We start from the raw sequence: 25177 nt of genomic DNA, 5'->3' as shown, positions 1-25177 counted from the left end.
CCGGATGCGGCTGCTGCTGGTCGAGGACGAGGTCGGGCTGGCCGAGACGATCCGGGACGGGCTGCGCACCGAGGGGTTCACCACCGACCTGATGTTCAACGGCGTCGACGGACTGTGGGCGGCGACCGAGTCGCCCAACGGCGCCTACGACGCGATCGTGCTGGACATCATGCTGCCCGGGCTCAGCGGCTACGAGGTGTGCCGGCAGCTGCGGCAGCGCGACGTGTGGACGCCGGTGCTGATGCTGACCGCGAAGGACGGCGACTACGACGAGGCCGACGGGCTGGACCTCGGCGCCGACGACTACCTCACCAAACCGTTCTCGTTCGTGGTGCTGGTCGCCCACCTGCGGGCGCTGATCCGCCGGGGTGCGCCGCAACGCCCGGTCGTGCTCAGCGCCGGCGACCTGCGCCTGGACCCGGCGCGGCGGCGCATCACCCGCGGCGACGACGAGATCGCGGTGACGCCGCGGGAGTTCGCGCTGCTGGAGTTCCTCATGCGGCACGCCGGCGACGTGGTCACCAAGACCGCCATCATCGAGAACGTCTGGGACGCCAGCTTCGACGGCGACCCGAACATCATCGAGGTCTACGTGGGCTACATCCGCAAGAAGATCGACCATCCGTACGGGCGGTCCGCGATCCGGACGGTCCGCGGTGCCGGGTACCGCATGGACCCGGACGGCGGCTGATGCGACGGGTTCCCGTGCTCTGCGCCGTCGCGCTGGGCGTCCTCACCGTGCTTGTCGCGGCCCGGTGGGGGCCGCTGATCCGCTTCGACACCGCGGTCAGTGCCGCCGCCCGCAGGTTCGCGCTGCACCACGACGGCTGGCGGTCGGCGATGTCGGTGGTGACGCACAGCGCGGACAGCCGGGTGCTGCTTCCCGCCGCGGTGCTGCTGGCCGCGGCGCTGCTGGTACGGCGACGGCGCATCGGCCTGCTCTTCCTGCTCAGCACGGCGGTGACCGCGACCGCCATCCGGCTCGCGCTGCTGGCGCTGGTCCACCGGCCCAGGCCGGTCGACCGGCTCACCCCGACCTCCGGCTGGGCCTTCCCGTCCGGGCACACCACATCGTCCGCGGTCGCCGCCGGTGTCCTCATCGTCCTCGGCTGCGCCGCGCTGACCGGCCGGTGGTCCCGGCGGGTCCTGGTCGCCGTCGTCGGCGGCTGGGCCGTGCTCGTCGGGGTCAGCCGGGTCGCGCTGCTGGCGCACTGGCCCACCGACGTGCTCGCCGGCTGGCTGCTGGCAACGGCGGTCACCGTGGCCCTGGCCCAGGTGCTGCGGGTTCAGCGATCTTTCAGCACCGGACGGCAAGCATCCCCTCAGCGTGACGCAGGCCGGTCGCACCGGCCCGAGGGGAGCCCGGAATGGAACACCAGCCAGCGCCGCACGGACGGCGGCGCATCGTCATCATCTCCGCCAGCTTCGGCGCCGGGCACGACGGCGCCGCGGCCGAACTGGCCCGGCGCCTGAGCAACGACGGCCACCGGGTCGACCGGCACGACCTCGTCGACCTCGTCCCCCGGCGGGCCGGAGTGCTGCTGCGCGGCCTGTACCGGCGGCAGCTCACCACCGTCCCGCGGACCTGGGGGTGGCTGCTGGCGCTGGCCGGCTCGCACCGCCTGGCGGGCACCACCACCGCCCTGACCGCCTCCGCCGACGACATGACCCTCGAGGCGATCGGCTCCGGCGCCGCGGCGGTCGTGTCGACCTACCCCCTCGCCGGCCAGGTCCTCGGACGGCTCCGCCGGCAGGGGCGCCTCGCCGCGCCGGTCATCACCTACCTCACCGACCTGTCCGTCCATCCACTGTGGATCGCCGACGGCGTCGACGTCCACCTCGCCCTGCACGACGACGCCGCCCGGCAGGCCAAGGAGCTCGGCGCGACCGACGTGCGGGTCGTCGCACCCGCCGTCGCGCCGGCATTCACCGGCCTCGTCCCGGCAGACACCCTGTCGGCCGCCAGGCGCCGCTGGGGCCTGCCGGCGGCGCCGCTCGCGCTCGTCGTCGCCGGGGCATGGGGCGTCGGCTCCGTCGAGCGCGCCGCCGAGGAGATCGCCGCGACCGGGCTCGCCGTGCCGGTCGTCGCCTGCGGCCGCAACGACACCCTGCGCCGGCGGCTCAACCGGTCCGGACGCACGATCGCGCTCGGCTGGGTCGACGACATGGCCACCCTCGTGCGCGCCTGCCAGGTCGTGGTGCAGAACGCCGGTGGCCTATCGTCCCTGGAAGCGCTCGCCGCCGGGGTACCGGTCGTCACGTACCGGTGCCTGCCGGGTCACGGCGCCACGAACGCCGAGGCCCTCGACCGGATCGGCTGGGTCCCATGGATCCGGCACCGCGGCGACCTCGACGCCGGCTTGCGGGCGGCGTTCGACCGGCCGCGCGGCTTCAACCCGGCCGCCGCGCTGCCCGAGGCCGTGCTCGCCGCCGCTCACCTGGCCGCGGCATGATGCGCCCGCTCGCCGCCGGTCTGCTCGCCGCGGCGGCGATCCACGCCGCGCCCGCGGTCACCGCGTTCACGCCGGGCCGGCGGGCGCTGCTGCCGGCACTCGCCGGGACCGGACCGCGCGACCGGGTCGCGCTCACCTTCGACGACGGACCCGACCGCACCTCCACCCCGCATTTCCTGCGGGTCCTCGCCGAACACGACATCCGGGCGACGTTCTTCGTGCTCGGCTCGATGCTCGACCGCGACCCGGGACTGGGCCGGGAGGTCCTGGCCGCCGGGCACGAACTCGCGGTGCACGGCTGGGCGCACCGCTGCCTGCTGTGGCGCGCACCGCGGGCAACCTACGACGACATCGCCAGGGCCCGCGACCGCGTCGCCTCGCTCGGCGGCGACCGGCCGCGCTGGTTCCGCCCCCCGTACGGCGTGCTCACCACCGGCGCGCTCATCGCCTGCCGCCGCCTGGACCTGCAGCCGAAGCTGTGGACGGCATGGGGTCGCGACTGGGAGGCCGGCGCCACCCCCACCTCGATCGTGCGGACCGTGACGAGCACCCTTGTCGGCGGCGGCACGATCCTGCTGCACGACTCCGACTGCACCTCGGCCGCAGGTTCATGGCAGCGGACCCTCACCGCACTCCCCCGGCTGATCGACTGGGCCCGCGACCGGGGACTGCGGCTCGGCACCGTCGGCGAGCACCAGGCAGCGCCGCGATGACCTGGCTGGTCACCGGCGCCGCCGGATACATCGGCGCACACGTGGTCGCAGACCTGCTCGCGGCCGGTGAACGCGTCGTCGCGCTCGATGACCTGTCCACAGGTGACCCTGCCCGGCTGCCCGCCGACGTGCCCCTGGTCGTCGCCGATGCCGGCGACCCCGTCATGCTCCGCGCCACGCTGGACCGGCATCGCGTCACCGGGGTCATGCACCTGGCCGGCAGCAAGTCCGCCCCGGAATCGGTGCGTCGCCCCATTTGGTACTACCAGCAGAACGTCGGCGTCGTGGGTGCGCTGCTCGCCGCGATGGTCGACACGCGGGTGTCCCGGTTGGTGTTCTCCTCGTCCGCTGCCGTCTACGGCATGACCGACGCGGCAACCGTCGCTGAGACCGCACCGCTGCGGCCGCTCAACCCGTACGGGCAGACGAAACTCGTCGCGGAACAGCTCATCGCCGCCGCCGGCCGGGCGCACGACATCTCCTGGATCGCGCTGCGCTACTTCAACGCCATCGGTGCCGGCGCGGCACACCTCGGCGACCGCGGCGCGACAAACCTCCTGCCCCTCACCTTCAACGCCCTGGAAACGGGCGTGCCGCTCATGCTCGCCGGGACTGCGCTGCCGACCGCGGACGGCACCGGCGTCCGCGACTACGTCCACGTCGCCGACCTCGCCGAGGCGCACCGGCTCGCCGCGCACCGTCTCCTCGGCAGACGCTGCGCCGAGGTCTACAACGCCGGCGCCGGCCGCGGTCACTCCGTCCTGGATGTCGTCCGTGCGGTCGCGTCGGTCGCCGGCGCAGTGGTGCCGGTCCAGGCCGGACCGCCACGGCTCGGCGACCCGCCGGAGGTCGTCGCCGCGATCGACCGCATCCGGGCCGAATTGCAGTGGCATCCCAGGCACACCCTGCTGGACTCGATCGTCTCCGCCTGGAACGCCCGCCTGACCAAGCTGCCGGCGCCGGCCGACGTGGTAGGACCTTCTTGACGCTCCAGTGGCCTTCAGCTTCCGCTGCGAGAGGCACAACGCCTCGGTCACTTCTCGGGGATCGACCACCTGCCGGTCACGAACTTCGCCGATCCGGACCGAGCTATCGCCCGAGCGGGCGTTTCCGAATATCCACAGGGATGTGACGCTGAGTTGCCGGGCTTGTCAATGCCGGCCGAATTCACCGCGATGCGATCACGCCGTGGCGAGAGGATACGAAATGTCCAAGGGCTCCAGGATTGCGACGGCACGGACCGCGTTTTCGATAAGCCTCCTCGTCGTGATCTGCTGGACGGTGGCCGTTCTGTGGCCGGGCTGGTTCCTGTGGTTCGACCACCAGCTCGCCTGGCGATTCACCGCTCGCTGGGCGGCGCTGACGGCTCTGCTCATGGTTGTCGTGCCGGCGATGATTCTGCACCTCGCCATCAGGTCCACGAAAGACGCTCCGGAACGGCCGACCGAAGAAGGCAGTCAAGACCCGGCGGAAATGGCGACGAAAATCCTCGACTTCCGGCGGGCCGGGCTCAAGGGCCTGATCATCGGCGCCGACGGCCGCGCGTCAACGTCGCAGTTCCAAGCCGTGCTGTGGTTCGTGGCCCTGCTGTTCGGCCTGCTGTTCCTGCTCCTGTTGGCCCGGAGCCCCAACTGCCCGTTCCCGGAAGGCCAGAAAGTTGTGGGGAGCTGCCCGGTGGTCAAGGCGGGCGCAACATTCCCATCGACGCTCGGCACGTCGTTCGCCTGGGAGTACCTGCTCCTGCTGGGGTATCCGCTGGCGGTGGCGATCACCGCACGCAAGCAGGTGCTCAACGCTCTCGACGAGCTCCGAAAGAGCGTCAACACCGACACGAAGGAGAAAGAGGTCCAGCCGGGCACGCCGGCAGCGTCGGAAAAGGACACCAACGTCGCCGTATCGGGCAAGATCACTCCGGTGTCGGCGAAGTCGCCGCCGGCGACCGTCGACGCGATCGGCTTCGCCGCCGGGATCCGCGATCTGCTGTGCAACGACCGCGGCCACGGCTCCCTGATGGATACGCAATACCTGGCATTCACGCTGGTCACGATCCTCTACTTCCTGCTCGAGGTGATCTCACACCCGGCGAAGGGGCTGCCGGAAATTCCTTCCGCGCTGCTCGTCCTGATGGGTATCTCCGGTGCGGGCTACCTGGGCGCCAAGGCGATCGACCCGCTAGGAGCAGCGGGCACCGCCTCGTCTGGACAGTTGGCGCCAGTCGATACGCCGGCAGGTCCCGACCCGAAAGCGAAGCCGCCAACGCAGGCAGCGCAACGTCCACCCGCAGGCGGCGACGAAGATCGAGGTTCATGACAGCGCCGGTGTCACATTGCCGATCGCGTGGGCCGGGATCCGATGTGGCAGTAGCCTCGACACGGTGTCTCGTGTCGAATTCGACCACCGATCCATGGGGGGCAGCCGGTGTCGTGTTTCGATCCGCTCCGCGACGACGAGTATTCCGAGGCAGTGTCGCTGGAGGACCTGCTGGAGCTGCATCCGTTCCGCGCGGACGTGTATTCCCCGCACCGCAAGGCGACGCTGGTCGCGGCGGTGCTGGCGGCGACGCAGCGGCGCCGGAGCACACGGGCCGTGGGTTCGATGTATTCCCTCTCCGATGCGCACGTGGCCGACAGCGTGATCGCCACGGTGTTCCTGGACCGGCATTTGAGCCAGCCGTTTCCCGCGCCGCGCGGGGTGCTGCCATCAGGGCGGTTGCCGGCGGGATACGACGGGAAACTGCTGGCCAATATCTGCACGGTCGCCGCCGACCAGCTCACCGGGCGGCATTTCGTGTTCGTCGAGGCCGGCATCCCGATCCGGCAGTTGCTGACCGATTTGAAGAAATGTGGCCTCGCGCTGCCGACGATGGGCGCCGGGGGCGGTCAGACCCTGGCCGGTGCCGTCTCCACGGGCACGCACGGTGCGGACTTCGAGGTGGCACCACTGTCCGATTGGATCAGGGCGATGCTCATCGTCGGTGCCGGCGGCCAGGAATTCTGGGTGACGGCAACGGCCGGCGAATTCGGCGGCGACGCGATCAGCCGGCACCTGCCGGACTGGTGCGCGGACGCCAAGATCGTCGAGAACGACGACTGGCTGAACACCGCACGCGTGGCGGTCGGGCGGCTCGGCGTCGTCTACGCCGTGATCCTGGAAGTCATCCCGGACTACGCACTCATCGAACTGAACACCACACACTCATGGCTGGCGATTCGCCAGAAGCTGGAGGCGAGCCGGTTCGGACCCGACGGGCGCACCGGGATGTTCCACGACGTCTTCACGGACCTCGACGGCGGCACGTTCGTCGGGACCTACGAGTACCTGAAGCGACTGCAGCCGGACCTGCCACCGATCGACATCTGGCAACAGCAGCAGGGGCTGACCGCGATCGCTCGCCGGCTTCGCGGCGGACCCGAGAAACCGTTGCGCCACCTCAACATCGCGATCAACCTGTCCGCCACCGACCAGTGCTGGATCACGCGGCGGTGGGCGACATCCATCGGGGTCGGGCAGGCGAACCTGGCCAACCCCGCGCCGACCGGTGTTGCCAAGGCGGTCGCCGATCACCCCCGAAGTCCGCAGCAGATTCTCGGCGTGCTCGGCGACATGTTGACGGAGGGATACTCCGACTTCGAGCTACACGTGGGGCACGCCCTCGGCGTCGATGCGGCGCAGCGCCTCCTGGATGTGTTCTTCCCGCTGATGCGGCGCATCGCTGCGGAGAGCACGACCAGCGGTGAAGCGCTCGTGCTGATCCTGCACCGCCTGATCACCGACCCGGTCCTGGGCCCGATCGCGCGGCCGCAGGTGTTGCGCGGCGTCGCCGATGCCCTGAGCGGCGACTTTCGCAAGCCGGTCCGGATCGGCCATGCCTGCGACATGCTGGACCTGCACAACTACGCCCTGGACGGCGCCCAGAGCGGCAACTCCGTGGAATTCGCATTCGACGTCCGCACCGGCGATCATCTGACGTTCATCGACAGGGTGCGGCGGCTGGCGGCGCCCGACCGGCCGACGGTCTTCGGCTTCATCGGCCTGCGGTTCATGCCGAAATCGGCGGCGTTCATCGCCATGCAACGCTTCGATTGCACGGCCACCGTCGAGGTCGCCACCGGCCGCGTACGCCAGGAAGACATCTACGCCGACTTCTGGAACCGCGTCCACGACGCGGCGCTGCAATGCGGCGGGATACCACACTGGGGACAGCAGTTCCGGCATTCGGCCGAGGACCTGGCGTGGCTGTACAAGAGGGACCTGACCCGATGGAGGGAGACTGTTACCGCGTTCGGCCTGCAGCGCCCGGACCTGAGCGGGCCGGATGTCTTCAGCACCCCGTTCAGTCATGCCGCCGGCCTGGAACCGCTGTCCGCCGTCTCCATCCGGTCCCGCCTGACGGGCCTGCTCGGCAAGGTCCGGCAGTTGCAGGCAATCGGTCAGGAGTCTCAGGCCGCGGGCGCCGGCGACCGTGCTGCGATGGCGGCGGCCGAGCTGCCGTTGAGCCCGTACAGCGTCGATGACTCCGCGCACATCGGCCATGACCTCGTCATGATCGCCGCAGTGATACCCGCCGGCGACGAGGCCGCACGCACCATGCGCCTGGGCATCGACATCTTCCCTGACCGCTACGTCGCCGGCATCGACGGACCGCCTGCCACGGCCGCCGACCTGCAGAACGAACTCGCTTGGGCGCTCTCGGACCGGCTCGCCGTCCGCCTCAACCAAGCCGGCCTGGATGACCCGTCGGCGGCCGCCGCCCGCGAGGCCATCACCCTGACCCTCGAACTGGCCGAAGCAACCGACCTGGACCGCAAGGGCTTGACGGGCCGGATCATCGAGGTCGCCGGATACCTGCCAGCCCAGGAGCGACTCGACCCCACACAGACCGCCGTCACCTGGTACCGGCAACTCGCCGACGCCGACCCAACCAACCCGGCGCCGCGCAACGACCTCGCATGGGCACTCTCGGACCGGCTCGCCGTCCGCCTCAACCAAGCCGGCCTGGATGACCTGTCAGCGGCCGCCGCCCGCGAGGCCATCACCCTGACCCTCGAACTGGCGGAAACGACTGACCTGGACCGCAAGGGCCTGACTGGCCGGATCATCGAGGTCGCCGGATACCTACCAACCCAGGAACGACTCGACCCCACCCGAACCGCCGTCACCTGGTACCGGCAACTCGCCGACGCCGACCCAACCAACCCGGCGCTACGCAACGACCTCGCATGGGCACTCTCAGACCGGCTCGCCGTCCGCCTCAACCAAGCCGGCCTGGACGACCTGTCAGCCGCCGCCGCCCGCGAAGCCATCACCCTCACCCTCGAACTGGCCGAAACAACCGACCTGGACCGCAAAGCCCTCACCGGCCGGATCATCGAAGTCGCCGGATACCTACCAACCCAGGAACGACTCGACCCCACCCGAACCGCCGTCACCTGGTACCGACAACTCGCCGACGCCGACCCAACCAACCCGGCGCCACGCAACGACCTCGCATGGGCACTCTCAGACCGGCTCGCCGTCCGACTCAACCAAGCCGGCATGGACGAGGCGTCGGCGGCCGCCGCCCGCGAGGCCATCAAGCTGACCATGGAACTCGCTGCCACCACCAACCTGGACCGCAAAGCCTTGACCGGCCGGATCATCGAAGTCGCCGGGTACCTGCCGACTCAAGAACGACTCAACCCCACACAGACCGCCGTCACCTGGTACCGACAACTCGCCGACGCCGACCCAACCAATCCGGGGCCACGCAACGACCTCGCATGGGCACTCTCGGACCGGCTCGCCGTCCGACTCGACCAGGCGGGGCAGCACGAGGCGGCGGAGGTCGCGCGGCAAGAGGCTGCGGCGATTCGGGACGAGGGCTGACCGTCGGCGTTCGCCGGGTGCTTCACCGTCCTCCGCTGGGCACCACGGCGGTGCTGAACCGGGGGTCGCCGGGTGCGGTTGGTGGTGGGGTTCGGGAGGCCAGGAACGCGAACATGGTGAGCAGGACCAGGGCCGCGAGGGTGTAGGACTCGCCGAGGAGGTGCTGGGGCCAGGTCCAGTGCAGCTCGGGTTGGGGGCCCTGGGACGGGACGGCGTCGAAGTGGGGGTCGAGGAAGACCAGGCCCCAGGGGTTGTGGTCGAAGTGGGCAGTGGCCGAGGAGGGCCAGTTCAGGAAGACGAGGATGAGCAGCGCCGCCGGCAGGACCGGCCACGGGTGGGTGCGGCGGTTCAGGGCTACGTCCAGAAGGAGCACAGGGAGCAGGGCGACGAAGACCCAGTGGTGGGTCCAGGACACGGGCGACACCAGGACGGCGCCGAGGAAGACCAGGACTGCGGCCAGGAGTTCGTTGCCGGTCCGGCTGGCTCGGGTGGCGAGCCAGAGGGTGGCGACGACGGTCACGGCCGCGGCCACCAGCCAGGCGCGGTCGGCCGACTGGGCGCCGTGGACGGCGCGGAGCAGGAGTCCGTGCAGGGACTGGTCGCCGACGTACCAGAGCGGGGTCGCGTCGCGGACACGGTCGGAGGATCCCAGGTCGGACCAGAAGCCGGTGGAGTCGTGCGGGTCGGCCAGCAGGCCGACGGCGGCGGCGGCCAGGAAGGTCGCGGTGGCCACGGCGGCAGCGCGCCATCGCCTGGTGGCCAGAAGGTAGACGACGAACAGGGCCGGGGTGAGCTTGACGGCGGCGGCCAGGCCGATGCCGATGCCCTTGTGCCATCGGCGGTTGGGGGTTGCCAGGTCGGCGATCACCAGCGGCAGGATCAGCAGGTTGATCTGGCCGAATTCGAGGTCGCTCACCACGGGTTCGAGCCAGAGGGCGGCTGCGGTCAGGGCGGCGGCGAGGCCGGCCCGTCCCCCGCCGCGAGGGACGCCGATCATCCCCAGGCCGATCCAGATGACGAGGTACAGGCCGGCCAGCGACGCGGCGGCGAGCGCCTTGGCGGCCACGTAGGGCGGCACGAGCAGCATCGGCAGGAAGGCGACAGCGGCCATCGGCGGGTAGGTGAACGGCAGGACGCCGGGTGTGAAGGCGTACAGCGTGCGACCGTGCCAGAGGTCGTCGGCGCCGTGGCGGTAGACCAGCGCGTCCATACCGGTGAACAGCTTGTAGCGGGAGAAGACCAGGAAGAGCACCACGGTCGACACGGCGAGCGCGGCGAAGCCGGCAGGTGCCAGCCAGGCGGGTGGACGGGCGAGGAAGGGGTGGCGCGCGAAGGGTGTGAGCGGAGGGTCGTCGGACACCGATGCGCTCCTTGTCGTGGGGACGGCAGTTGCGTCCCTGACAGTTCACCGGGTTGTCGGGTTGGTCCATCCGCCGGGCGGCGCGTGTTCGGTGCGGCGTGGACATGATTGCGCAGCGTCGGGGGTGGATGCGGCACCGGGACGGCGGAGGCCGCGAGCCGGCCGTGTGCGTGTTGGCTTTCCGTAAGCCGCTGATTTCGAGCCAGCTCAGCTGCGTGCTCATCGACCACAAATGAAAAGCGCGACAGGGGTCCGGAAATTGCGCAGCACCCGAGGCCGGTCTTGAAAGTTGCATGCCGAACGAATACCGCAGGAGGAACGACTGCCCGTTCCGGCGGTCATGGGCCTCGGTCGGCCGGTTGGAGCGGCGCAGTGAGTTTCGAAAGCTTTGACACCGCCGCGAAGGTCGCCCAATACTGGCGCCATCGACATCCGTCAACCCCGGCCGCCGACTGGGTTGTCGCACGCTGCCCCTGTTGAGGAGGAACGCGCGCACCATGAACATGCGTAGCCGTCTGCTCGCCACCGCCGCCGCCATATCGGCGGCCGCGGCTCTCACCACTTTCGTCGTCGGGGCCGCCTCCCCGGCGAACGCCGCCACCTGCAACGGATACGTCGGGCTCACGTTCGACGACGGGCCCGGCAACAACACCGGCAACCTGCTCAACGCGCTGCGCCAGAACGGGCTACGAGCCACGATGTTCAACGAGGGTCAGTACGCCGCCCAGTACCCGGCCCAGGTCCGCGCTCAGGTCAGCGCAGGCATGTGGGTCGGCAACCACAGTTACACCCACCCGCACCTGACCCAGCAGAGCCAGGCCCAGATCGACTCGGAGGTCTCCCGCACCCAGCAGGCGATCGCCAACGCCGGCGGCGGCACCCCGAAGCTCTTCCGGCCGCCGTACGGCGAGACCAACTCCACCCTGCAAGGGGTCCTGTCGCGCTACGGCCTGACCCAGATCATCTGGGATGTCGACTCGCAGGACTGGAACAACGCCAGCGTCGACGCGATCGTCCAGGCCAACGCCCGCCTCACCAACGGCCAGATCATCCTCATGCACGACTGGCCGGCCAACACGGTCGCCGCCATCCCGCGCATCGCGCAGGGCCTGGCGGCGCGCAACCTCTGCGCGGGCATGATCTCCCCGCAGACCGGCCGGGCGGTCGCCCCGGACGGCGGGACCAACCCGACCACCCCGCCGCCGAGCTCTCCGGGCGGCGGCACGTCACAGCCGCCGAACTCTCCGCCGCCGGCGGGCGGGGCCTGCTCGGCGACGTACGCGATCACCAGCCCGTGGCAGGGCGGATTCCAGGCCTCGGTCACGGTGAAGGCCGGGACCGCCGCCATCTCCCGGTGGACGGTCAAGTGGACGTTCGCCAACGGCCAGACGATCACCCAGCTGTGGAACGGCACGCTGAGCACGTCCGGCTCGGCGATCACCGTGACGAACGCGTCGTACAACGGCGCCGTCCCAGCCAACGGCACGACCTCGTTCGGCTTCACCGGCACCTGGAACGGCACGAACGCCGTGCCCGCACTGACCTGCACCGTATAACGCGGCCGCTCCCGCCCTGGGAACGTTCCAGGGCGGGAGCCGACCGCAACGTTCGTCGGTGGGTCGAAGTCAAAGCACTATCCTGCCGAACTACCGCCGCGTCGAGTTCTCGGACACGGACCGGTATTTCGAAAGGACACTGCACATGCCCCGCGTGGTACCGGCGGTCATCCGCACACTCGACATCCTCGAACTGTTCCTTGACAACCCCCGGCTGTCGGCCCGCGACATCACCGAGCGGCTCGGCCTGCCCCGCACGACCGTTCACGAGCTGCTCGTCACGCTCGTCGCCCGCTCGTACCTGATCTCCGTGCCCGGCCAACCGGTCCAGTTCCGGCTCGGCATGCCGGTGTTCCAGCTCGGCGCCGCGTTCGCCGGCCAGCTGGACCTGGTCCGTGAGGCGCAGGACGTGGCGCAGGACGTGGCCGCCGCCTGCAACGAGGCCGTCCACGTCGCCGTGCTCAACGGCACCGACGTGGTCTACCTGGTGAAGGTCGACAGCACGCATCCCGTCCGGATGGTGTCCGCGGTGGGCCGGCGGCTGCCCGCGCACTGCACGGCGGTCGGCAAGATGTTGCTGTCGAGCCTCGATCCGGCCGACCTCGACGCGCTCGTGCCGGACGGCGAGTTGCCTGGCATGACGCCGGACAGCATCACCGACCCGGGTCGGTTGCGCGCCGAGCTCGACGGCGTCCGCGCCGCGGGCGTGGCGGTCGACGACGGCGAGTCCGACAGTGCGGTCCGCTGCGTCGCGGCGCCGATCCGCGACCACACCGGCACGACCATCGCCGCGATGAGCGTCTCCGCGCCGATCATCCGCTGGACGCCCGCGGCGTACGCGGAGTGGACCCGGCTGGTCCGCGAGGGTGCCGCCGCGCTGTCGGCCCGGCTGGGATACCGGTTACCGGGCTGACCGACCGCCCGGCGCAGCCGCAGCTCGAACACATTGACACCCGTCAGCGGGTCCTCTAGCGTCGCCTCCACTCGAATCGATATTTCGAACTGTGTTCGAAATATCGAACGAGGTCCGGGAGGTGTTCGTGACCCGTTCGGGTTCCTCCCGGCTCCCTTAGGCGTGCACCGATGAGGCGAGACGAAGGAGGCAAAGGGTCATGCATGACAACCCGTTGTGGTCCCGGCGCGGCTTTCTGGGAATGGGGGTGGGGATGCTCGGCGCGGCCGGTCTGGCCGCGTGCGGGGACAGCCCCTCGAAGTCGACTCCCAAGGTGCAGCCGGAGGTTCCTCAGGAGCTGATCGACGCCGCGGCGTCGTTGAAGGGCTCCGCGATGGGGGTGCTGTCGCAGAAGCTGTACTCAACGGCGGCGAACGCCGCGCTCGACAGCTCGATCAAGACGTTCGCCGACGCCACCGGGACGAAGATCGAGAACAGTCTGGTCCAGGCGGACGCCGGTGACGTGGTGGCCAAGATCGACGCCGAGGTCAAGGGCGGCGTGGCGCGCGATCTGGCGTTCATGACCGACTCACGGTTCGTCGCGCAGTTCCACGCGCTGGGCGACCTGGAGGACGTGACGGACATCGTCAAGGCGCTGACGGCCAAGTACGGCGAGCCCACCGCGGAGTCCAAGAACTTCTGCGTCTTCGACGGCAAGTGGTTCGCCATCCCGTACCACTTCATCGGCATCGGGTCGTTCCTGCGCAAGGACTGGATGCAGGACAAGGGCATCACCCCCAAGGAGATCTACACCTGGGAGGAGCTGCGGGACCTGTGCCTGACCATCTCCGATCCGGGCAAGCGCCGGTACGGCTGGGGCATGACCGTGAACCGGTCCGGTGACGCCAACGGCATGATCGAGGGGCTGATCAACGCCTACGGCGGGTCGATCGTCGACAACGACGGCAAGAAGGTCATCTTCGACTCGCCCGAGACGGTGCAGGCGGTGAGCTTCCTGGGCGACATCTACACCAACCCCAAGTACAAGCCGATGCTGCCGCCGGGCGTGGCCGCCTGGACCGACTCCAGCAACAACGAGAACTGGCTCGCCGGAATCCTCGGCTACACCCGCAACCAGTTCAGCGTCTACGCGGACTCCAAGACCAAGAAGAACCCCGTCTACGACAACACGCACGTCTTCGCCGACTGCATCGGGCCGGCGACGGACAAACCCCTGCTGCTCGGCCAGTCCCAGGGTTTCGTCATCTTCAAGGGCGCCAAGAACGCCGCGCTCGCCAAGCTCCTGGCGCAGTACCTGGTCAGTGCCAAGGCACTGCTCGGGGTGGCGAAGGAGGCGCCCGGCCTGGCCCTGCCCGCCTGGGAGAAGGTCTGGGACGCCGACCCGTTCTTCACCAGCGGCGACCCCGCGTTCCCGGTGCTGCGCAAGATCACCCAGCTGACGCTGCCGCTGACCACGAAGAACGGCCTGGCCTTCCCGCAGAAGGCCAACGCCGGCCAGCAGGCAGTCGTCGCGGCCTACGTCCTCACCGACATGATGCAGCAGGTCGTCCAGGGAACGGCGCCCGCAAAGGCCGTGACCGCCGCCCACGCGAAGATGGTGCAGATCTTCAACCAGCAGGGCCTGCCGCAGTGAGATCGGTCCAGGAAGCGCCGCCCCCGGCGACGAGGGCATCCTCGTCGCCGGGGTCCGGCTCCCTCACGGCGACCCAGCGGCGGCTGGGTCGCGACTGGCGGTTGGCGGCGCTGTTCCTGGCGCCCATGGCCGTGCTGGTCGGCGGGCTCGTGCTCGTGCCCATCGCCCGGTCGGTCGTCACCAGCACCACGGAGCGGCACGGGCAGGACAGCGTGTTCGTCGGCCTGGACAACTACATCGCCCTCGCCGGCGACGAGCAGTTCCGCACGGGCGTGCTGAACTCGTTCGTGTTCACCGCGTACGCCGAGGTGTTCAAGGTGGTGCTGGGCCTGTCCGCGGCAATGCTGCTGCATCACCGGCGTCGCGGGCGGGCCCTGCTGGCCGGGCTGCTCCTGCTGCCGTGGGTGGTGCCGACGGTAGTGACGGCGTTCAGCTGGCGTGCCCTGCTCGACCCGATCTTCGGCAGCGTCAACACGCTGCTCACCGAGTCGGGGATCGGGCCGCTGCTGGCCAGTGCGCACCTGGTCGACAGCTGGCCCGCGGGCTGGCTGTCCGACGCGTCGCTGGCCATGCCGTCGGTGATCCTCGTCAACGTGTGGAAAGGGGTGCCGTTCTTCACCGTCACGTTCCTCGCCGGGTTGAAGGCCATCCCGGCCGACCTGTACGAGGCGGCGACCATTGACGGCGCCTCGTCATTGCGGCGGTTCTTCCACGTGACCCTGCCCGGGCTGCGTCACGTCATCACCGTGACGGTGACCCTGTCGTCGATCTGGACCTTCAACAACTTCGACCTCATCTGGCTGCTGACGCAGGGCGGCCCGGGCGACGCGACCGCGCCGTACGTGCTCGTCGCGTACTCCAAGGCGATCCTGCAGCTGCAGTACGGCGCCGGGGCGGCGGTCACGCTCGTGATGTTGCCGGTCATCGGCGGGCTGGTGTTCGTCCTGGTCCGGTTGATGCGCCGGGACGCCGGCACCGGGGCATCAGAGCCGGCCGGGACGGCGCGGAAGGCGCTGCCGTGGGTCATCGCCGCAGCGGTCGCCCTGCTGATGCTCTGGGCGTCGCCCCACATCTTCTGGAAGGCGGCGGTGGTCCTCGGCGTGATCATGCTCGTCGCGGCGGCGGTCGGCCGGGTGGTCTCCGCATTCCAGACCTGGGGTCGCCGCCGGACCTCGTCCCTGGTGTCGGGCCTGGGCTCCGGTGTCGCGCTGGCCGGGTTGCTCGTCTTCGTGCTGGGCCCGCTGTACTGGATCGCCGTCACGGCCTTCAAGTCCGAGGACCAGATCGTCATGCACTACAGCGACCTGTGGCCGACACCATGGACCCTGCAGCAGTTCACCGACCTGTTCGCCAATCAGCCCTTCGGCCGCTGGTACCTCAACACCGTGCTGGTGTCCCTGGCCTCCACCGTGGCGGCCCTGGTCTGCGCCGCGCTGGCCGGCTACGCGCTGGCCCGGCTGAGGTTCCGCGGCGCACAGACCTTCACCGTCACGGTGCTGCTCACCTACGTGATGCCGGGCGCGCTGCTGTTCATCCCGCTCTACCAGCTGCTCATCGGGGTGCGGCTCACCGACTCGCTGTGGTCCCTGGTGCTGACCTACCCGACCTTCACGCTACCGTTCGCCACCTGGCTGCTGGCGGGATACTTCTCGTCGATCCCCATCGAACTGGAGGAGGCCGCGCTGGTCGACGGCTGCACCCGCGTCCAGGCGTTCCGCCGGGTGGTGCTGCCGCTGGCCAGGCCGGGGCTGCTGGCAGTCGGGCTGTTCACCCTGACCAACGCCTGGAACGAGTTCCTCTTCGCCTTCGTGTTCATCACGAAGGACGAGTACAAGACGCTCCCCGTCGGCATGCAGTCGATGATCGCCGGGGACGTCGTGCCGCAGGGACAGCTCGCCGCGGCGTCGCTGCTCGTCAGCATCCCCGTGGTGCTCATGTACGCCTTCGGCCAACGCTTCCTGACCGACGGCCTCACCGCGGGCGCGGTCAAGGGCTGACCGGTGCGCTGCGAACTCAGTGACCGCGGAACCGGTGCACGGTCCGGACGGCACCGAGGACCAGCCGGCCCGCCCCAAGGAGGAGAAGTATGCCGCCGAGGAGCAGCCCGACGACCCTGCCGTCACCTCGGAAGAAGGCGTTCTGGTGAAGGCTCATCACGCCGAACAACAGCACCAGCACGGTGACGGCCACATACGTCACAACGGTGAGCAGCGGTCGCCACAGCGGACGTCGGGTCATGGCCGGACGGTAACAGCAATGGCCGGGACTGGCGGTCCCTCAAGGAAATGGCCCGCGCGCAGAACCCGGGGGAAGCCCGGCAACCGAGCCGGCTGGTTACCGGGCGGCGGCGGCCAGGGCCATGGCGAGGGCGCCGACGAGCGGGGCGTCGTCGACGAACGTGGCGGTCATCAGGTCGGGCGGGAACGGCACCGAGCGGCGCAGTGCCGTCGCGACCTGCGGAAGGATGTACTGTGCGGAGCCCATCAGGCCGCCGCCGATGACGACGCGCTGCGGGTCGAGGGTGATGCAGAGGTTCGCGATCGTCCGGGACAGCGTGTCCATCGCCTCGTCGAGCAGGGCGGCGATACCGGGCTCGGCGCGCAGGTCGAACAGCTCGGCCGCGGTCACCTCGCGGCCCAGCAGGGCCGAGCCGCGGCGGGCCAGGGCGCTGCCGGAGACGGCTTCCTCCAGCGGGGCGTGGCCGTCGGCGAAGGTCGGGGCGGCGGCGGAGTCGCGGAGGTAGCCGATCTCGCCCGCCGCGCCGTGGGCGCCGGGCAGGACCCGGCCGCCGGCCACCAGGGCGGCGGCGAGTCCGGTGCCCAGGTTGACGTACAGGCCGACGTCGACGCCGCGCAGGGCGCCCCAGCGCAGTTCGGCGGCGGCGCCGGCGTTGACGTCGTTGTCGATCGCGACGGGGGTGTCGCCGAACTCGGCGCGCAGCAGTGGGGGCAGGGCCATGCCGTCCCAGCCGGGCACGTTCGGGGCCAGCCGGATCACGTCGTCGCGGACCACGCCGAAGGTCGAGACGCCGACCGCGGCCGGGGTGCTGATCAGTTCCCGGGCGGCGGTGAGGGTGCGTTCGAGGACCCGCAACGCGCCCTGGGAGCCGTCGGTGGGCAGGCGCATCGTGGTGTGCGGGCGGCCGTCGAGCGCGTCGACGGCCGCCGTTCCCAGCGCGACCTTGGTGCCACCGAAGTCGATTGCCAGTACGTGTCGCGTCACCTGGGCTGGCCCCGTCGGGCGAGCGAGTCGATCGCCACGGCGATGGCGAGGACCACGGCCGTGACCATGTACCGCACCGAGGAGTCGACGCTGAGCAGCAGCATGCCGTTGGTGATCGACTGGATCACGAGGATGCCCAGCAGCGCGGCGTAGGCGCGGCCGCGGCCGCCGAACAGTGACGTGCCGCCGATGACCGCCGCGGCGATCGCCATGAGCAGGGTGTCGCTGCCGCCGGAGCTCTGGTTGACCGCGGCGAGGCGGCTGGCCGCGAGGATGCCGCCGAACGCGGCCAGGGTGGACGCGGCCACGAAGGCGAGGAGGCGGATCCGGGTGATGTTGATGCCGGCCCGTCGTGCCGCCTCGGCGTTGCCGCCGACCGCGTACATGTGGCGGCCGAAGACGGTGTGCTGCAGCGTCAGGTCGAGGCACACGACGAGCGTGCCGAAGATGACCAGCAGCAGCGGCACGCCGCGGTCGGCGGACAGCACGAGCACCGTGACGGCGAGGACGCCGGCGAGACCGGCGAGCCGGAGCAGGAGCCCGGCACCGGAGGTGACCGGCAGGTCGTCGGCGCGGCGCAGTCTCCGGTTGAGCAGCGAGCCGGCGCTGCGGCCGGCGACGATGAGCGCGGCGAGCAGCCAGCCCGCCCATGTCGGCAGCCACGTGTCGCTCAGCCGGGCGAGCAGCCCCTCGAACGGCAGGTTGATCGTGCCGCCGCGGCCCAGCAGGTACAGCATCAGACCTTGCCAGCCGATCAGCCCGGCGAGGGTGACGACGAAGGAGGGCATGCCGAGCTTGGTGAACATCCAGGCGTGCAGCAGGCCGATCAGCGCGGCGCAGGCGAGTGCCGCGGCCACCGCGAGCAGCGGGTTCCAGCCGTGGTGCACGTACAGGATGGTCATGACGACGGCGCAGAGGCCGCTGACCGAGCCGGCCGACAGGTCGATCTCGCCGAGCAGGATCACCATGATGATGCCGAGGGAGATGGTGCCGGTGGCGGCCATCTGCAGGGCCAGGTTGGTGAGGTTCTCCGGGGACAGGAAGTGCTCGTTGAGGGAGCCGAACACCACCGCGATGAGGATCAGGCCGCCGACGACCGGCCACGCGCCAAGGTCGGTGCGGCCGCCGGCCGCCCGCAGCAACGGCTTCACGCGGCACCTCCGGTGATCGCGGTACCCCCGGTGATGGCGGCGACGACGGCTTCCGGCGTGGCGTCCGCGGTGTTGAACTCGCCGGCGTTGCGGCCTAGCCGCAGCACCACGATGCGGTCGCTCACCGCGCGGACGTCGGCCAGGTTGTGGGAGATGACCAGCACCGCCAGTCCCCGGTCGCGCAGGCGGCGGATCAGGCCGAGCACCTGCGCGGTCTGTTCGACGCCGAGCGCGGCGGTCGGCTCGTCGAGGATGACGACGCGCGGTTCGCCGATGAGTGCCCGGGCGATGGCGACGGACTGGCGCTGGCCGCCGGAGAGCATGGCGACGGGCACCCGGATGTCGCGGATGCGAACGTCCAATGAGGACAGCAGGTCCCGTGCCGAGCGTTCCATCCGGATGTGGTTGAGGACCGTCCAGCGGCGCCGCTCGGCGCCCAGGAAGAGGTTGCTGACGACGTCGAGGTTCTCGCAGAGCGCGAGGTCCTGGTGGACGGTCGACACGCCGAGCCGTTGGGCGTCGTGCGGGCTGGCGATCCGGACCTGGTGGCCGTCCTGCTCGATCGTGCCGTCGTCCGCGGTGACGACGCCGGACAGGACCTTCACGAGGGTCGACTTGCCGGCGCCGTTGTCGCCGACCAGGGCGACCACCTCACCGGGCGGCAGGTCCAGGCTCACCCCGTCCAGAGCCTGGACCGCGCCGTACCGTTTGCTGATGTTGGAAGCGGCGAGCACTACTGGATTCCCGCCTTGGCGCAGGCCGCGACGACCGGTCCGGTGCAGATGTCCGACGTCTTGTAGAAGCCGTCCTTGACGATGGTGTCCTTGATCCGGTCCGCGGTGACCGCGATCGGGTCGAGCAGGAACGCCGGGATGTCGCCTGTGCCGTTGGCGACCTTCGTCGGCGCGGCCGGCTTCTCACCCTTGCCCAGTGCGACCGCCAGTTCCGCGGCCTTCTCCGCTTCCTGGCGGATGTCGAGGTAGATGGTCATGTACTGCTCGCCGGTCAGGATCCGTTGCACCGCCGCGAGTTCCGCATCCTGGCCGGTGATCGGCGGCAGGGCGGGGTAGCCGGCCCGCTTCATCGCCGCGATCGCACCGCCGGCCATGCCGTCGTTGGCGGACAGCACCCCGACGATGGAGTCCCGGCCGAGCGCCGTGATGGCCTGTTCCATTTCCTGCTGGGCCTTGTCCGGGCTCCAGTCGGGCGTGTCGAACTCGCGGCCGATCTGGACCTTGCCGTCCAGGACCTTGTGCGCGCCGGTCTTGTAGTCCGCCGAGCTGGGGTCGGTCGGCGCGCCGTTGAGCATGACGATCTTGCCCTTGTCGGCCGTTCCGGCCTTGGTGAGGGCGTCCAGCAGGGCCTGGCCCTGCATCTCGCCGACCCGGACGTTGTTGAAGGAGACGTAGTACTCGTAGGTGATCTCGGAGATCAGCCGGTCGTAGGCGATGACCGGGACCTTCTTCTGCTTGGCCTGGTTCACCAGCGACGCGACGGCGCTGGCGTCGACGGCGTCGAGCACCAGCACGTCGGCACCCTGGGCCAGGGCGGCCTCCACCTGCTGCTGTTGCTTGGCGGCGTCCTGGTCGGCGTTGGCGTAGAGCAGCTTGCAGTCGGCGCACAGCGCCTTCACCTTGGCCTCGAACAGCGGCCGGTCGAACGCCTCGTACCGGGTCGTCTTGGACTCCGGCAGGAACAGCGCAATCGTCGGCGCGTCCCCGCCGCCCTTCTTGTCCCCGGTGCTGCCGCCGCCGCACCCGCTGACGAGGGTGACCGCGACGGTCATGACTGCGACGAACCATCTGGCTCTCACGGAGGCACCTTTCCTCGGAGGGTTCTGCGTGCATGGTCGGCCATCCCCGCGACGCTTGGCAAGGTCCTTTACGAAATTGATAAAGGACCTTTCCGAGAGGATGTGGCACGCTGGTCTGCGTGCAGACCACCAACACCGCCAGCACGACCAGCGTGCTGCGGGTGATGAACGAGCGGGCCGTCTTCGCCGAGACCTTCCGGCTGGGCACGGTGTCGCGCCCGGAGCTGGCCCAGCAGACCGGGCTGTCCAAGCCGACCGTGGCCATGGCGCTCACCAACCTCGAACGCGCCGGGCTGCTGCGGCAGGCCGGGTCGCGGGCGGGCGCCGCCGGGCGGTCGGCGGTCCTGTACGAGGTGCGCCCCGAGGCCGGCTGGGTGCTCGCGGTCGACGTCGGGCGCTCCTACGTCCGCGTCGGCCTCGCCGACCTGGTCGGCACGATCGTCGCGCGCAAGGACGAGCCGTCGCGCGGCACCCGCGCCCGCGACCTCGTCGCCCAGCTCACCCGCCTCGCCGAGGAGTTGGCGGGCACGGCCGGCATCGCCCGCGACGACATCACGCTGGCCGTGTTCGGTACCCCCGGCATCCACGACAAGGCGACCGGCGCCCTGCACCTCGCGCCGAACCTGCCCGGCTGGGACCGGCGCGGCAGCGTCGAACGCCTCGCGGGCATCGCCGGCTCGACCTACCTGGTGGAGAACGACGTCGACCTGGCGGCCGTCGGCGAGGCGACCTATGGGCTCGGCCGCGGCGTCCGGCATTTCGTCTATGTCTCCATCGGCACCGGCACCGGCATGGGCATCATGATCGACGGCAAGCTGTACCGCGGGTTCCGCGGCGCCGCCGGTGAGATCGGCTATCTGCCGGTCGGTGAGGGCGACCCGCTGCTGGACCAGCCTGCCGCGCGCCCCCGCGGCATGTTCGAGTCGGTGGCCTCCGCCGACGGCATCGTCGGGACGGCTCAACGGCTGGGCCTGCACGACGCGGTCACCGCCAAGGACGTCTTCGACGCCGCCCGCGCCGGCGACGAGACCGCGCGTCTGGTCGTGTCTCGCGAGGTCGACCACGTCAGCCACGCGCTCGCCGGCATCACCGCGGTCCTCGATCCCGAGCTGGTGGTGCTCGGCGGCGGCGTCGGCAGCCAGCCCGGCGACCTGCTCACCGGCCCGGTCACCGAGCGGCTCCGCCATCTCGTCGCGCTGCGCCCGCCGCGCATCGAGGTCTCCACGCTCGGCACCGACGCCGTGCTGCTCGGCGCGCTCGCCGTCGGCCTGACCGAGGCCCGCACCCTCATCCTCGACCGCGCGGCACCCGGCCGGTGACCACGGCGGCAGGGCGGCTCGGCCGCCCTGCCGCGCACCGGAACGGTCAGCCGACCTCGAGGTAGTCGAGGTTGGCCGGGCCGTTGGCCGTGGTGGCGGTGACCCGGATCGTGTTGCTGCCCGCGGTGAGGTTCACCGTGAGTGTGACGCTCGCCCAGGTGTCCCAGTTGTTCGTGCTGGTGAACGCCTGCCCGGCGGCCACCACCGTGCCGTTGACCGCCACGCTGGCCGGGCGGTTGGTGGTCGTGCCGTTGGAGTACCGGATCGTCACCGTGGCCGGGCCCGACGCCGCCGCGTTCACGGTCCACTGCACGGAACTGCCCACGACGTTGTCGCCGTTGACGAAGCCGGTGCCGCTGAAGTTGAGATGGTTGGACTCGACCGCGCCCTGCGAGACGGTCGCACCCTCCGCTTCGAGCCGCACGACGCCCGGCCCGCCGGGGCCGCCGGCCGGGACGGTCTGCGTCGCGACGTTCCAGCCGGCGATTCGCACGCTCGCGCCCGCGCCGTGCAGGTCGGCGGTGCGGTACGTCGCGGTCAGGGTCGTGGACTCCCCCGGCCAGAGGCTGACCGCGTTGTCGTTCCACGTGATCGGCAGTACCGGCGCGGCGCCCGCCCCCAGCACGTGCGCGTCGAGGTAGAACGCCGGGACCTTGCCGGTGCCGGTGTTGCGCAGCGTCACCGCCGTGGTGGTCGTGCCGTCGGCGTTGGCGGTGCTCGTCGCGCTCGCGGACACGGGTGCGGTGGCCATGCCGGTGAGGCCCTTGAGGTTGGCGTAGCTGGAGGTCGGCGCGTAGTACCAGGTGTTGCCCGAGTAGTTGATCACGTCGTTGGCCGTGGACAGCCAGTACACGTTGCGGCTGACCTCCTGCCCGGCCGCGTTCGTGAGCGTCAGCTTCACCAGGTACGTGGTGGACAGGCCGCTGATCGACGGGATGGTCACCGCGGTGGTGCTCCCGCCGTCGGCGGCGACGGACAGGCCGGTCGCGGTGTTGGTGAACAGCTGCGTGCCGTCCAGGTTGTAGACGGCGGTGCGAGCGGTCAGCCCGCTGGCCGCGGCCGGGCGCGAGTTCACCACGACGACGGACTTGGTGTCGTACGAGTACTGGATGTGCAGCGGCTCGTTGGCCTTCTTGGCACCGTAGTAGGCGCCGTTCTGGTCCAGGTACCGGTCGAACAGCTGCCAGTGCAGCGACGTCCAGCCGCTGTTGAGCATCCAGTAGATGACGCCGGTCGACGGGTTCGTGCCGTCCTTGAAGTTGCGCCCGTACGCCTCGAACTGCGCACGCACGTTCTCGTACTGCTGCAGCTGCGCCTTGCGCACGTAGTCCTCGAGGCTCGTCGCCGTGCCGTACCGGCCGATCATGGCGTTGTTGAAGATGCCCAGGTTGTTGAAGGTGCCTGACGGCGAGCGGTGGTACTGCGTCGACGTCGGGTTCTGCCACAGCGTGGTGAGCTCGCCGGCCGTCATCATCCGGCGCAGCGTGTCGAGGGTCGGGACGTCCGGCCCGGCGCTGGTCTCGGAGTTGAAGCCGAACGCGCCGCCCTCGCGCTTGTTGTACCAGTAGTTCGGCGGGACCCAGTCGTACGGCCCGGTCATCTTCATGCCGGACGAGCCGAGCAGCGGCGAGGACTTGTCCGAGGCCGCCGCGACGATCGGGGTGGGCCAGTCGGCGGCGCGCAGCGCGTCCACGTAGTTCTGCTCGACGGTCGCCGTCGGCGCGAAGTCGCTGCCGATCAGGAACGAGATGACGCTCGGGTGGTTGCGCAGCCGGACGGCCTCGGCGGTCATCGAGTTCTTGGCGACGACGAAGTCGGCGCTGCCCCACGCGTCGCCGGGCTCGCCGCCGTTGTTGTTGCCCTCCCACTTGTTGCAGCACTCCCAGCCGGGCAGGGTCAGCACCCCGAGCCGGTCGGTCATCTCGAAGAACTCGTCGGGCTCGAGGTGCCCTTCGAGGCGGATCGTGTTGAGGCCCAGGTCGAGCGTGTACCGGATCTTGTCCTCGACGAAGGTGGGATCCCAGCGCAGGAACAGGTCAGGGGACCATCCGCCGCCCTTGATCAGCAGCGGCCGGCCGTTGATGCGGTACGCGCGGTGCCCGCTCGCGTCGAGCGTGCCCGTGACGGTCCGCACGCCGAACCGTTCGTGCGCGGTGTCGGTGACGGTGCCGCCGACGGTGGCGCTGAGGTTGAGGTCGTACAGCGGCTGGGCGCCCATCCCGGCGGGCCACCAGACCTGCGGGCCGGTGAGCGTGACCGCGCCGAAGGTGACGGTCTTCGTCTCGTGCGCGGCCAGCGACACGCTCGTGCTGATGGCGGCGCCGGCGACCTGCCCGGCGATCGTGGCGGTCACCGCGGCGGCGGTGTCGTTGCGGGCGTCGACCTTCGCGGTCAGGGTCGCCCGGTCCAGCGCACCGGTGAGCGTCGTCAGCACGTGCCCGCCCCGCAGCGACACGCCGCCGTTGCGGCGGATGAGGACGTCGCGGAAGATTCCCATGTTGCGGTCCGGCGGGTTCTGCACCCAGTCGATCCAGCCGACGGTGAGATCGCGGTTGGCGTCGTTCGGGTAGACCTTGAACGCGACCGCGTTGGTCCCGGCGTGCACCAGCGCCGTCACGTCCACCTCGTGGTGGGTGTAGGCGCCGGCGACCTGCGTGTTGCCGGCGACCTGCGTGCCGTTGACGAACACGTCGGCCTTGGAGATCACGCCGCTGAAGTCGAGGAACGTCACGACGCCGGGCGCGTCGGCGACGGAGAACTCCGACCGGTACCACCACGGCACGGTGAAGTCGCCCGCCGGGATGTTCCGCATGTTCGTCGAGTAGAACGGGTCGGCGTACCGGCTGTTCTGCAGCAGGGCCGCCAGCACGGTCGACCGCGGCGCGGCCGGGAACCAGCCGGCCGCGGTGTAGCCGGGCTGGGAGACGGTCGCCCCGGTGTCGCCCGTGGCCGCCGTCGACTGGATCTGGTAGCCGGCGAGCGGCACGGCGGCACCGACGGCGGTCGCCGTGACACCGGTCGCGGCTGCGGCCGTCGAGGCGGTCGAGGCGGTCGCGGGGCCGGTCAGCGCGGTGGCGACGAGCACGGTCGCGAGCAACCGCACGGGCCAGCGGGGAGTCGTCTGCATGCGTCCGCCCTCGGTCAAAGATTGTTAGTCACCTTGACTGACTGATGTTGGT

19 protein-coding genes are annotated in these 25177 nt (G+C 70.4%); 12 read left to right on the top strand and 7 right to left on the bottom strand.

Annotated elements, in window-relative coordinates:
• Positions 1-4 precede the first annotated feature (4 nt).
• The 7 genes from AB0K00_RS09500 to AB0K00_RS09470 all read left to right on the top strand — a co-directional run bounded on the left by AB0K00_RS09500 (position 5) and on the right by AB0K00_RS09470 (position 9031).
• Entirely contained in the window at positions 5-691 is a 687-nt protein-coding gene (locus AB0K00_RS09500; RefSeq protein WP_363517989.1) for a response regulator transcription factor, read from the top strand.
• Complete coding sequence (locus AB0K00_RS09495) at positions 691-1473, top strand: phosphatase PAP2 family protein (protein ID WP_363517987.1); 783 nt, start codon at positions 691-693, stop codon at positions 1471-1473. The genes AB0K00_RS09500 and AB0K00_RS09495 overlap by 1 nt, the downstream gene beginning before the upstream one ends.
• Positions 1368-2453, top strand: a complete 1086-nt coding sequence (locus tag AB0K00_RS09490; protein ID WP_363517985.1) for a glycosyltransferase — start codon at positions 1368-1370, stop codon at positions 2451-2453. The genes AB0K00_RS09495 and AB0K00_RS09490 overlap by 106 nt, the downstream gene beginning before the upstream one ends.
• Complete coding sequence (locus AB0K00_RS09485) at positions 2450-3166, top strand: polysaccharide deacetylase family protein (RefSeq protein WP_363517983.1); 717 nt, start codon at positions 2450-2452, stop codon at positions 3164-3166. The genes AB0K00_RS09490 and AB0K00_RS09485 overlap by 4 nt, the downstream gene beginning before the upstream one ends.
• A complete protein-coding gene (gene galE / locus AB0K00_RS09480; protein WP_363517981.1) occupies positions 3163-4152 on the top strand; it encodes a UDP-glucose 4-epimerase GalE in 990 nt (329 codons plus the stop codon). The genes AB0K00_RS09485 and galE overlap by 4 nt, the downstream gene beginning before the upstream one ends.
• Before the next feature lie 220 nt (positions 4153-4372).
• The gene (locus tag AB0K00_RS09475) at positions 4373-5476 is read left to right on the top strand and encodes a hypothetical protein (protein ID WP_363517980.1); all 1104 of its coding nucleotides are present in this window, start codon (positions 4373-4375) and stop codon (positions 5474-5476) included.
• A gap of 153 nt (positions 5477-5629) precedes the next feature.
• Positions 5630-9031 carry an FAD-binding protein gene (locus AB0K00_RS09470; protein ID WP_363517978.1) on the top strand — a complete coding sequence of 1134 codons (3402 nt, stop codon included), beginning with the start codon at positions 5630-5632 and terminating at the stop codon, positions 9029-9031.
• Positions 9032-9053: 22 nt separating this feature from the next.
• Here AB0K00_RS09470 and AB0K00_RS09465 read toward each other — a convergent pair whose 3' ends face one another.
• Positions 9054-10391, bottom strand: a complete 1338-nt coding sequence (locus AB0K00_RS09465; RefSeq protein ID WP_363517976.1) for a glycosyltransferase 87 family protein — start codon at positions 10389-10391, stop codon at positions 9054-9056.
• 503 nt (positions 10392-10894) lie between these two features.
• On the opposite strand from AB0K00_RS09465, the gene AB0K00_RS09460 reads away from it, so the two are divergent.
• The 4 genes from AB0K00_RS09460 to AB0K00_RS09445 all read left to right on the top strand — a co-directional run bounded on the left by AB0K00_RS09460 (position 10895) and on the right by AB0K00_RS09445 (position 16490).
• Complete coding sequence (locus AB0K00_RS09460) at positions 10895-11947, top strand: polysaccharide deacetylase family protein (RefSeq protein ID WP_363517974.1); 1053 nt, start codon at positions 10895-10897, stop codon at positions 11945-11947.
• 145 nt (positions 11948-12092) lie between these two features.
• The gene (locus AB0K00_RS09455; protein WP_363517972.1) at positions 12093-12860 is read left to right on the top strand and encodes an IclR family transcriptional regulator; all 768 of its coding nucleotides are present in this window, start codon (positions 12093-12095) and stop codon (positions 12858-12860) included.
• 199 nt (positions 12861-13059) lie between these two features.
• Positions 13060-14493, top strand: coding sequence for an extracellular solute-binding protein (locus tag AB0K00_RS09450; RefSeq protein ID WP_363517970.1), 1434 nt, complete (start codon positions 13060-13062; stop codon positions 14491-14493).
• Entirely contained in the window at positions 14490-16490 is a 2001-nt protein-coding gene (locus AB0K00_RS09445; protein WP_363517968.1) for an ABC transporter permease subunit, read from the top strand. Before AB0K00_RS09450 ends, AB0K00_RS09445 begins: the two co-directional genes overlap by 4 nt.
• Before the next feature lie 16 nt (positions 16491-16506).
• Here AB0K00_RS09445 and AB0K00_RS09440 read toward each other — a convergent pair whose 3' ends face one another.
• The 5 genes from AB0K00_RS09440 to AB0K00_RS09420 all read right to left on the bottom strand — a co-directional run bounded on the left by AB0K00_RS09440 (position 16507) and on the right by AB0K00_RS09420 (position 20679).
• Positions 16507-16731: a hypothetical protein gene (locus AB0K00_RS09440; RefSeq protein WP_363517966.1), complete on the bottom strand. Its 225-nt coding sequence runs from the start codon at positions 16729-16731 to the stop codon at positions 16507-16509.
• Between the two features lie 96 nt (positions 16732-16827).
• Positions 16828-17715, bottom strand: coding sequence for an ROK family protein (locus AB0K00_RS09435; protein ID WP_363517964.1), 888 nt, complete (start codon positions 17713-17715; stop codon positions 16828-16830).
• Complete coding sequence (locus AB0K00_RS09430; RefSeq protein ID WP_363517962.1) at positions 17712-18866, bottom strand: sugar ABC transporter permease; 1155 nt, start codon at positions 18864-18866, stop codon at positions 17712-17714. The genes AB0K00_RS09435 and AB0K00_RS09430 overlap by 4 nt, the downstream gene beginning before the upstream one ends.
• Positions 18863-19600, bottom strand: a complete 738-nt coding sequence (locus AB0K00_RS09425; protein WP_363517960.1) for an ATP-binding cassette domain-containing protein — start codon at positions 19598-19600, stop codon at positions 18863-18865. The genes AB0K00_RS09430 and AB0K00_RS09425 overlap by 4 nt, the downstream gene beginning before the upstream one ends.
• Positions 19600-20679, bottom strand: a complete 1080-nt coding sequence (locus AB0K00_RS09420; protein ID WP_363517958.1) for a sugar ABC transporter substrate-binding protein — start codon at positions 20677-20679, stop codon at positions 19600-19602. The genes AB0K00_RS09425 and AB0K00_RS09420 overlap by 1 nt, the downstream gene beginning before the upstream one ends.
• A gap of 119 nt (positions 20680-20798) precedes the next feature.
• Between AB0K00_RS09420 and AB0K00_RS09415 the strand changes: the two genes are divergently transcribed.
• Entirely contained in the window at positions 20799-21998 is a 1200-nt protein-coding gene (locus AB0K00_RS09415; protein WP_363517956.1) for an ROK family protein, read from the top strand.
• Positions 21999-22044: 46 nt separating this feature from the next.
• Here AB0K00_RS09415 and AB0K00_RS09410 read toward each other — a convergent pair whose 3' ends face one another.
• A complete protein-coding gene (locus AB0K00_RS09410) occupies positions 22045-25125 on the bottom strand; it encodes a CBM35 domain-containing protein (RefSeq protein WP_363517954.1) in 3081 nt (1026 codons plus the stop codon).
• Positions 25126-25177 lie beyond the last annotated feature (52 nt).

The organism is Dactylosporangium sp. NPDC049525, from assembly GCF_040676755.1.
Classification (GTDB): Bacteria; Actinomycetota; Actinomycetes; order Mycobacteriales; family Micromonosporaceae; genus Dactylosporangium.
This window is presented reverse-complemented; position numbering and strand designations above follow the sequence as displayed.

Excerpts from the sequence above, each read along its gene's own strand:
- AB0K00_RS09455 (WP_363517972.1), top strand. The coding sequence starts at position 12,093 with ATGCCCCGCGTGGTACCGGCGGTCATCCGCACACTCGACATCCTCGAA.
- AB0K00_RS09440 (WP_363517966.1), bottom strand. The coding sequence starts at position 16,731 with ATGACCCGACGTCCGCTGTGGCGACCGCTGCTCACCGTTGTGACGTAT.
- AB0K00_RS09490 (WP_363517985.1), top strand. The coding sequence starts at position 1,368 with ATGGAACACCAGCCAGCGCCGCACGGACGGCGGCGCATCGTCATCATC.
- AB0K00_RS09450 (WP_363517970.1), top strand. The coding sequence starts at position 13,060 with ATGCATGACAACCCGTTGTGGTCCCGGCGCGGCTTTCTGGGAATGGGG.
- AB0K00_RS09495 (WP_363517987.1), top strand. The coding sequence starts at position 691 with ATGCGACGGGTTCCCGTGCTCTGCGCCGTCGCGCTGGGCGTCCTCACC.
- AB0K00_RS09500 (WP_363517989.1), top strand. The coding sequence starts at position 5 with ATGCGGCTGCTGCTGGTCGAGGACGAGGTCGGGCTGGCCGAGACGATC.
- AB0K00_RS09410 (WP_363517954.1), bottom strand. The coding sequence starts at position 25,125 with ATGCAGACGACTCCCCGCTGGCCCGTGCGGTTGCTCGCGACCGTGCTC.
- AB0K00_RS09485 (WP_363517983.1), top strand. The coding sequence starts at position 2,450 with ATGATGCGCCCGCTCGCCGCCGGTCTGCTCGCCGCGGCGGCGATCCAC.
- AB0K00_RS09460 (WP_363517974.1), top strand. The coding sequence starts at position 10,895 with ATGCGTAGCCGTCTGCTCGCCACCGCCGCCGCCATATCGGCGGCCGCG.
- galE (WP_363517981.1), top strand. The coding sequence starts at position 3,163 with ATGACCTGGCTGGTCACCGGCGCCGCCGGATACATCGGCGCACACGTG.
- AB0K00_RS09475 (WP_363517980.1), top strand. The coding sequence starts at position 4,373 with ATGTCCAAGGGCTCCAGGATTGCGACGGCACGGACCGCGTTTTCGATA.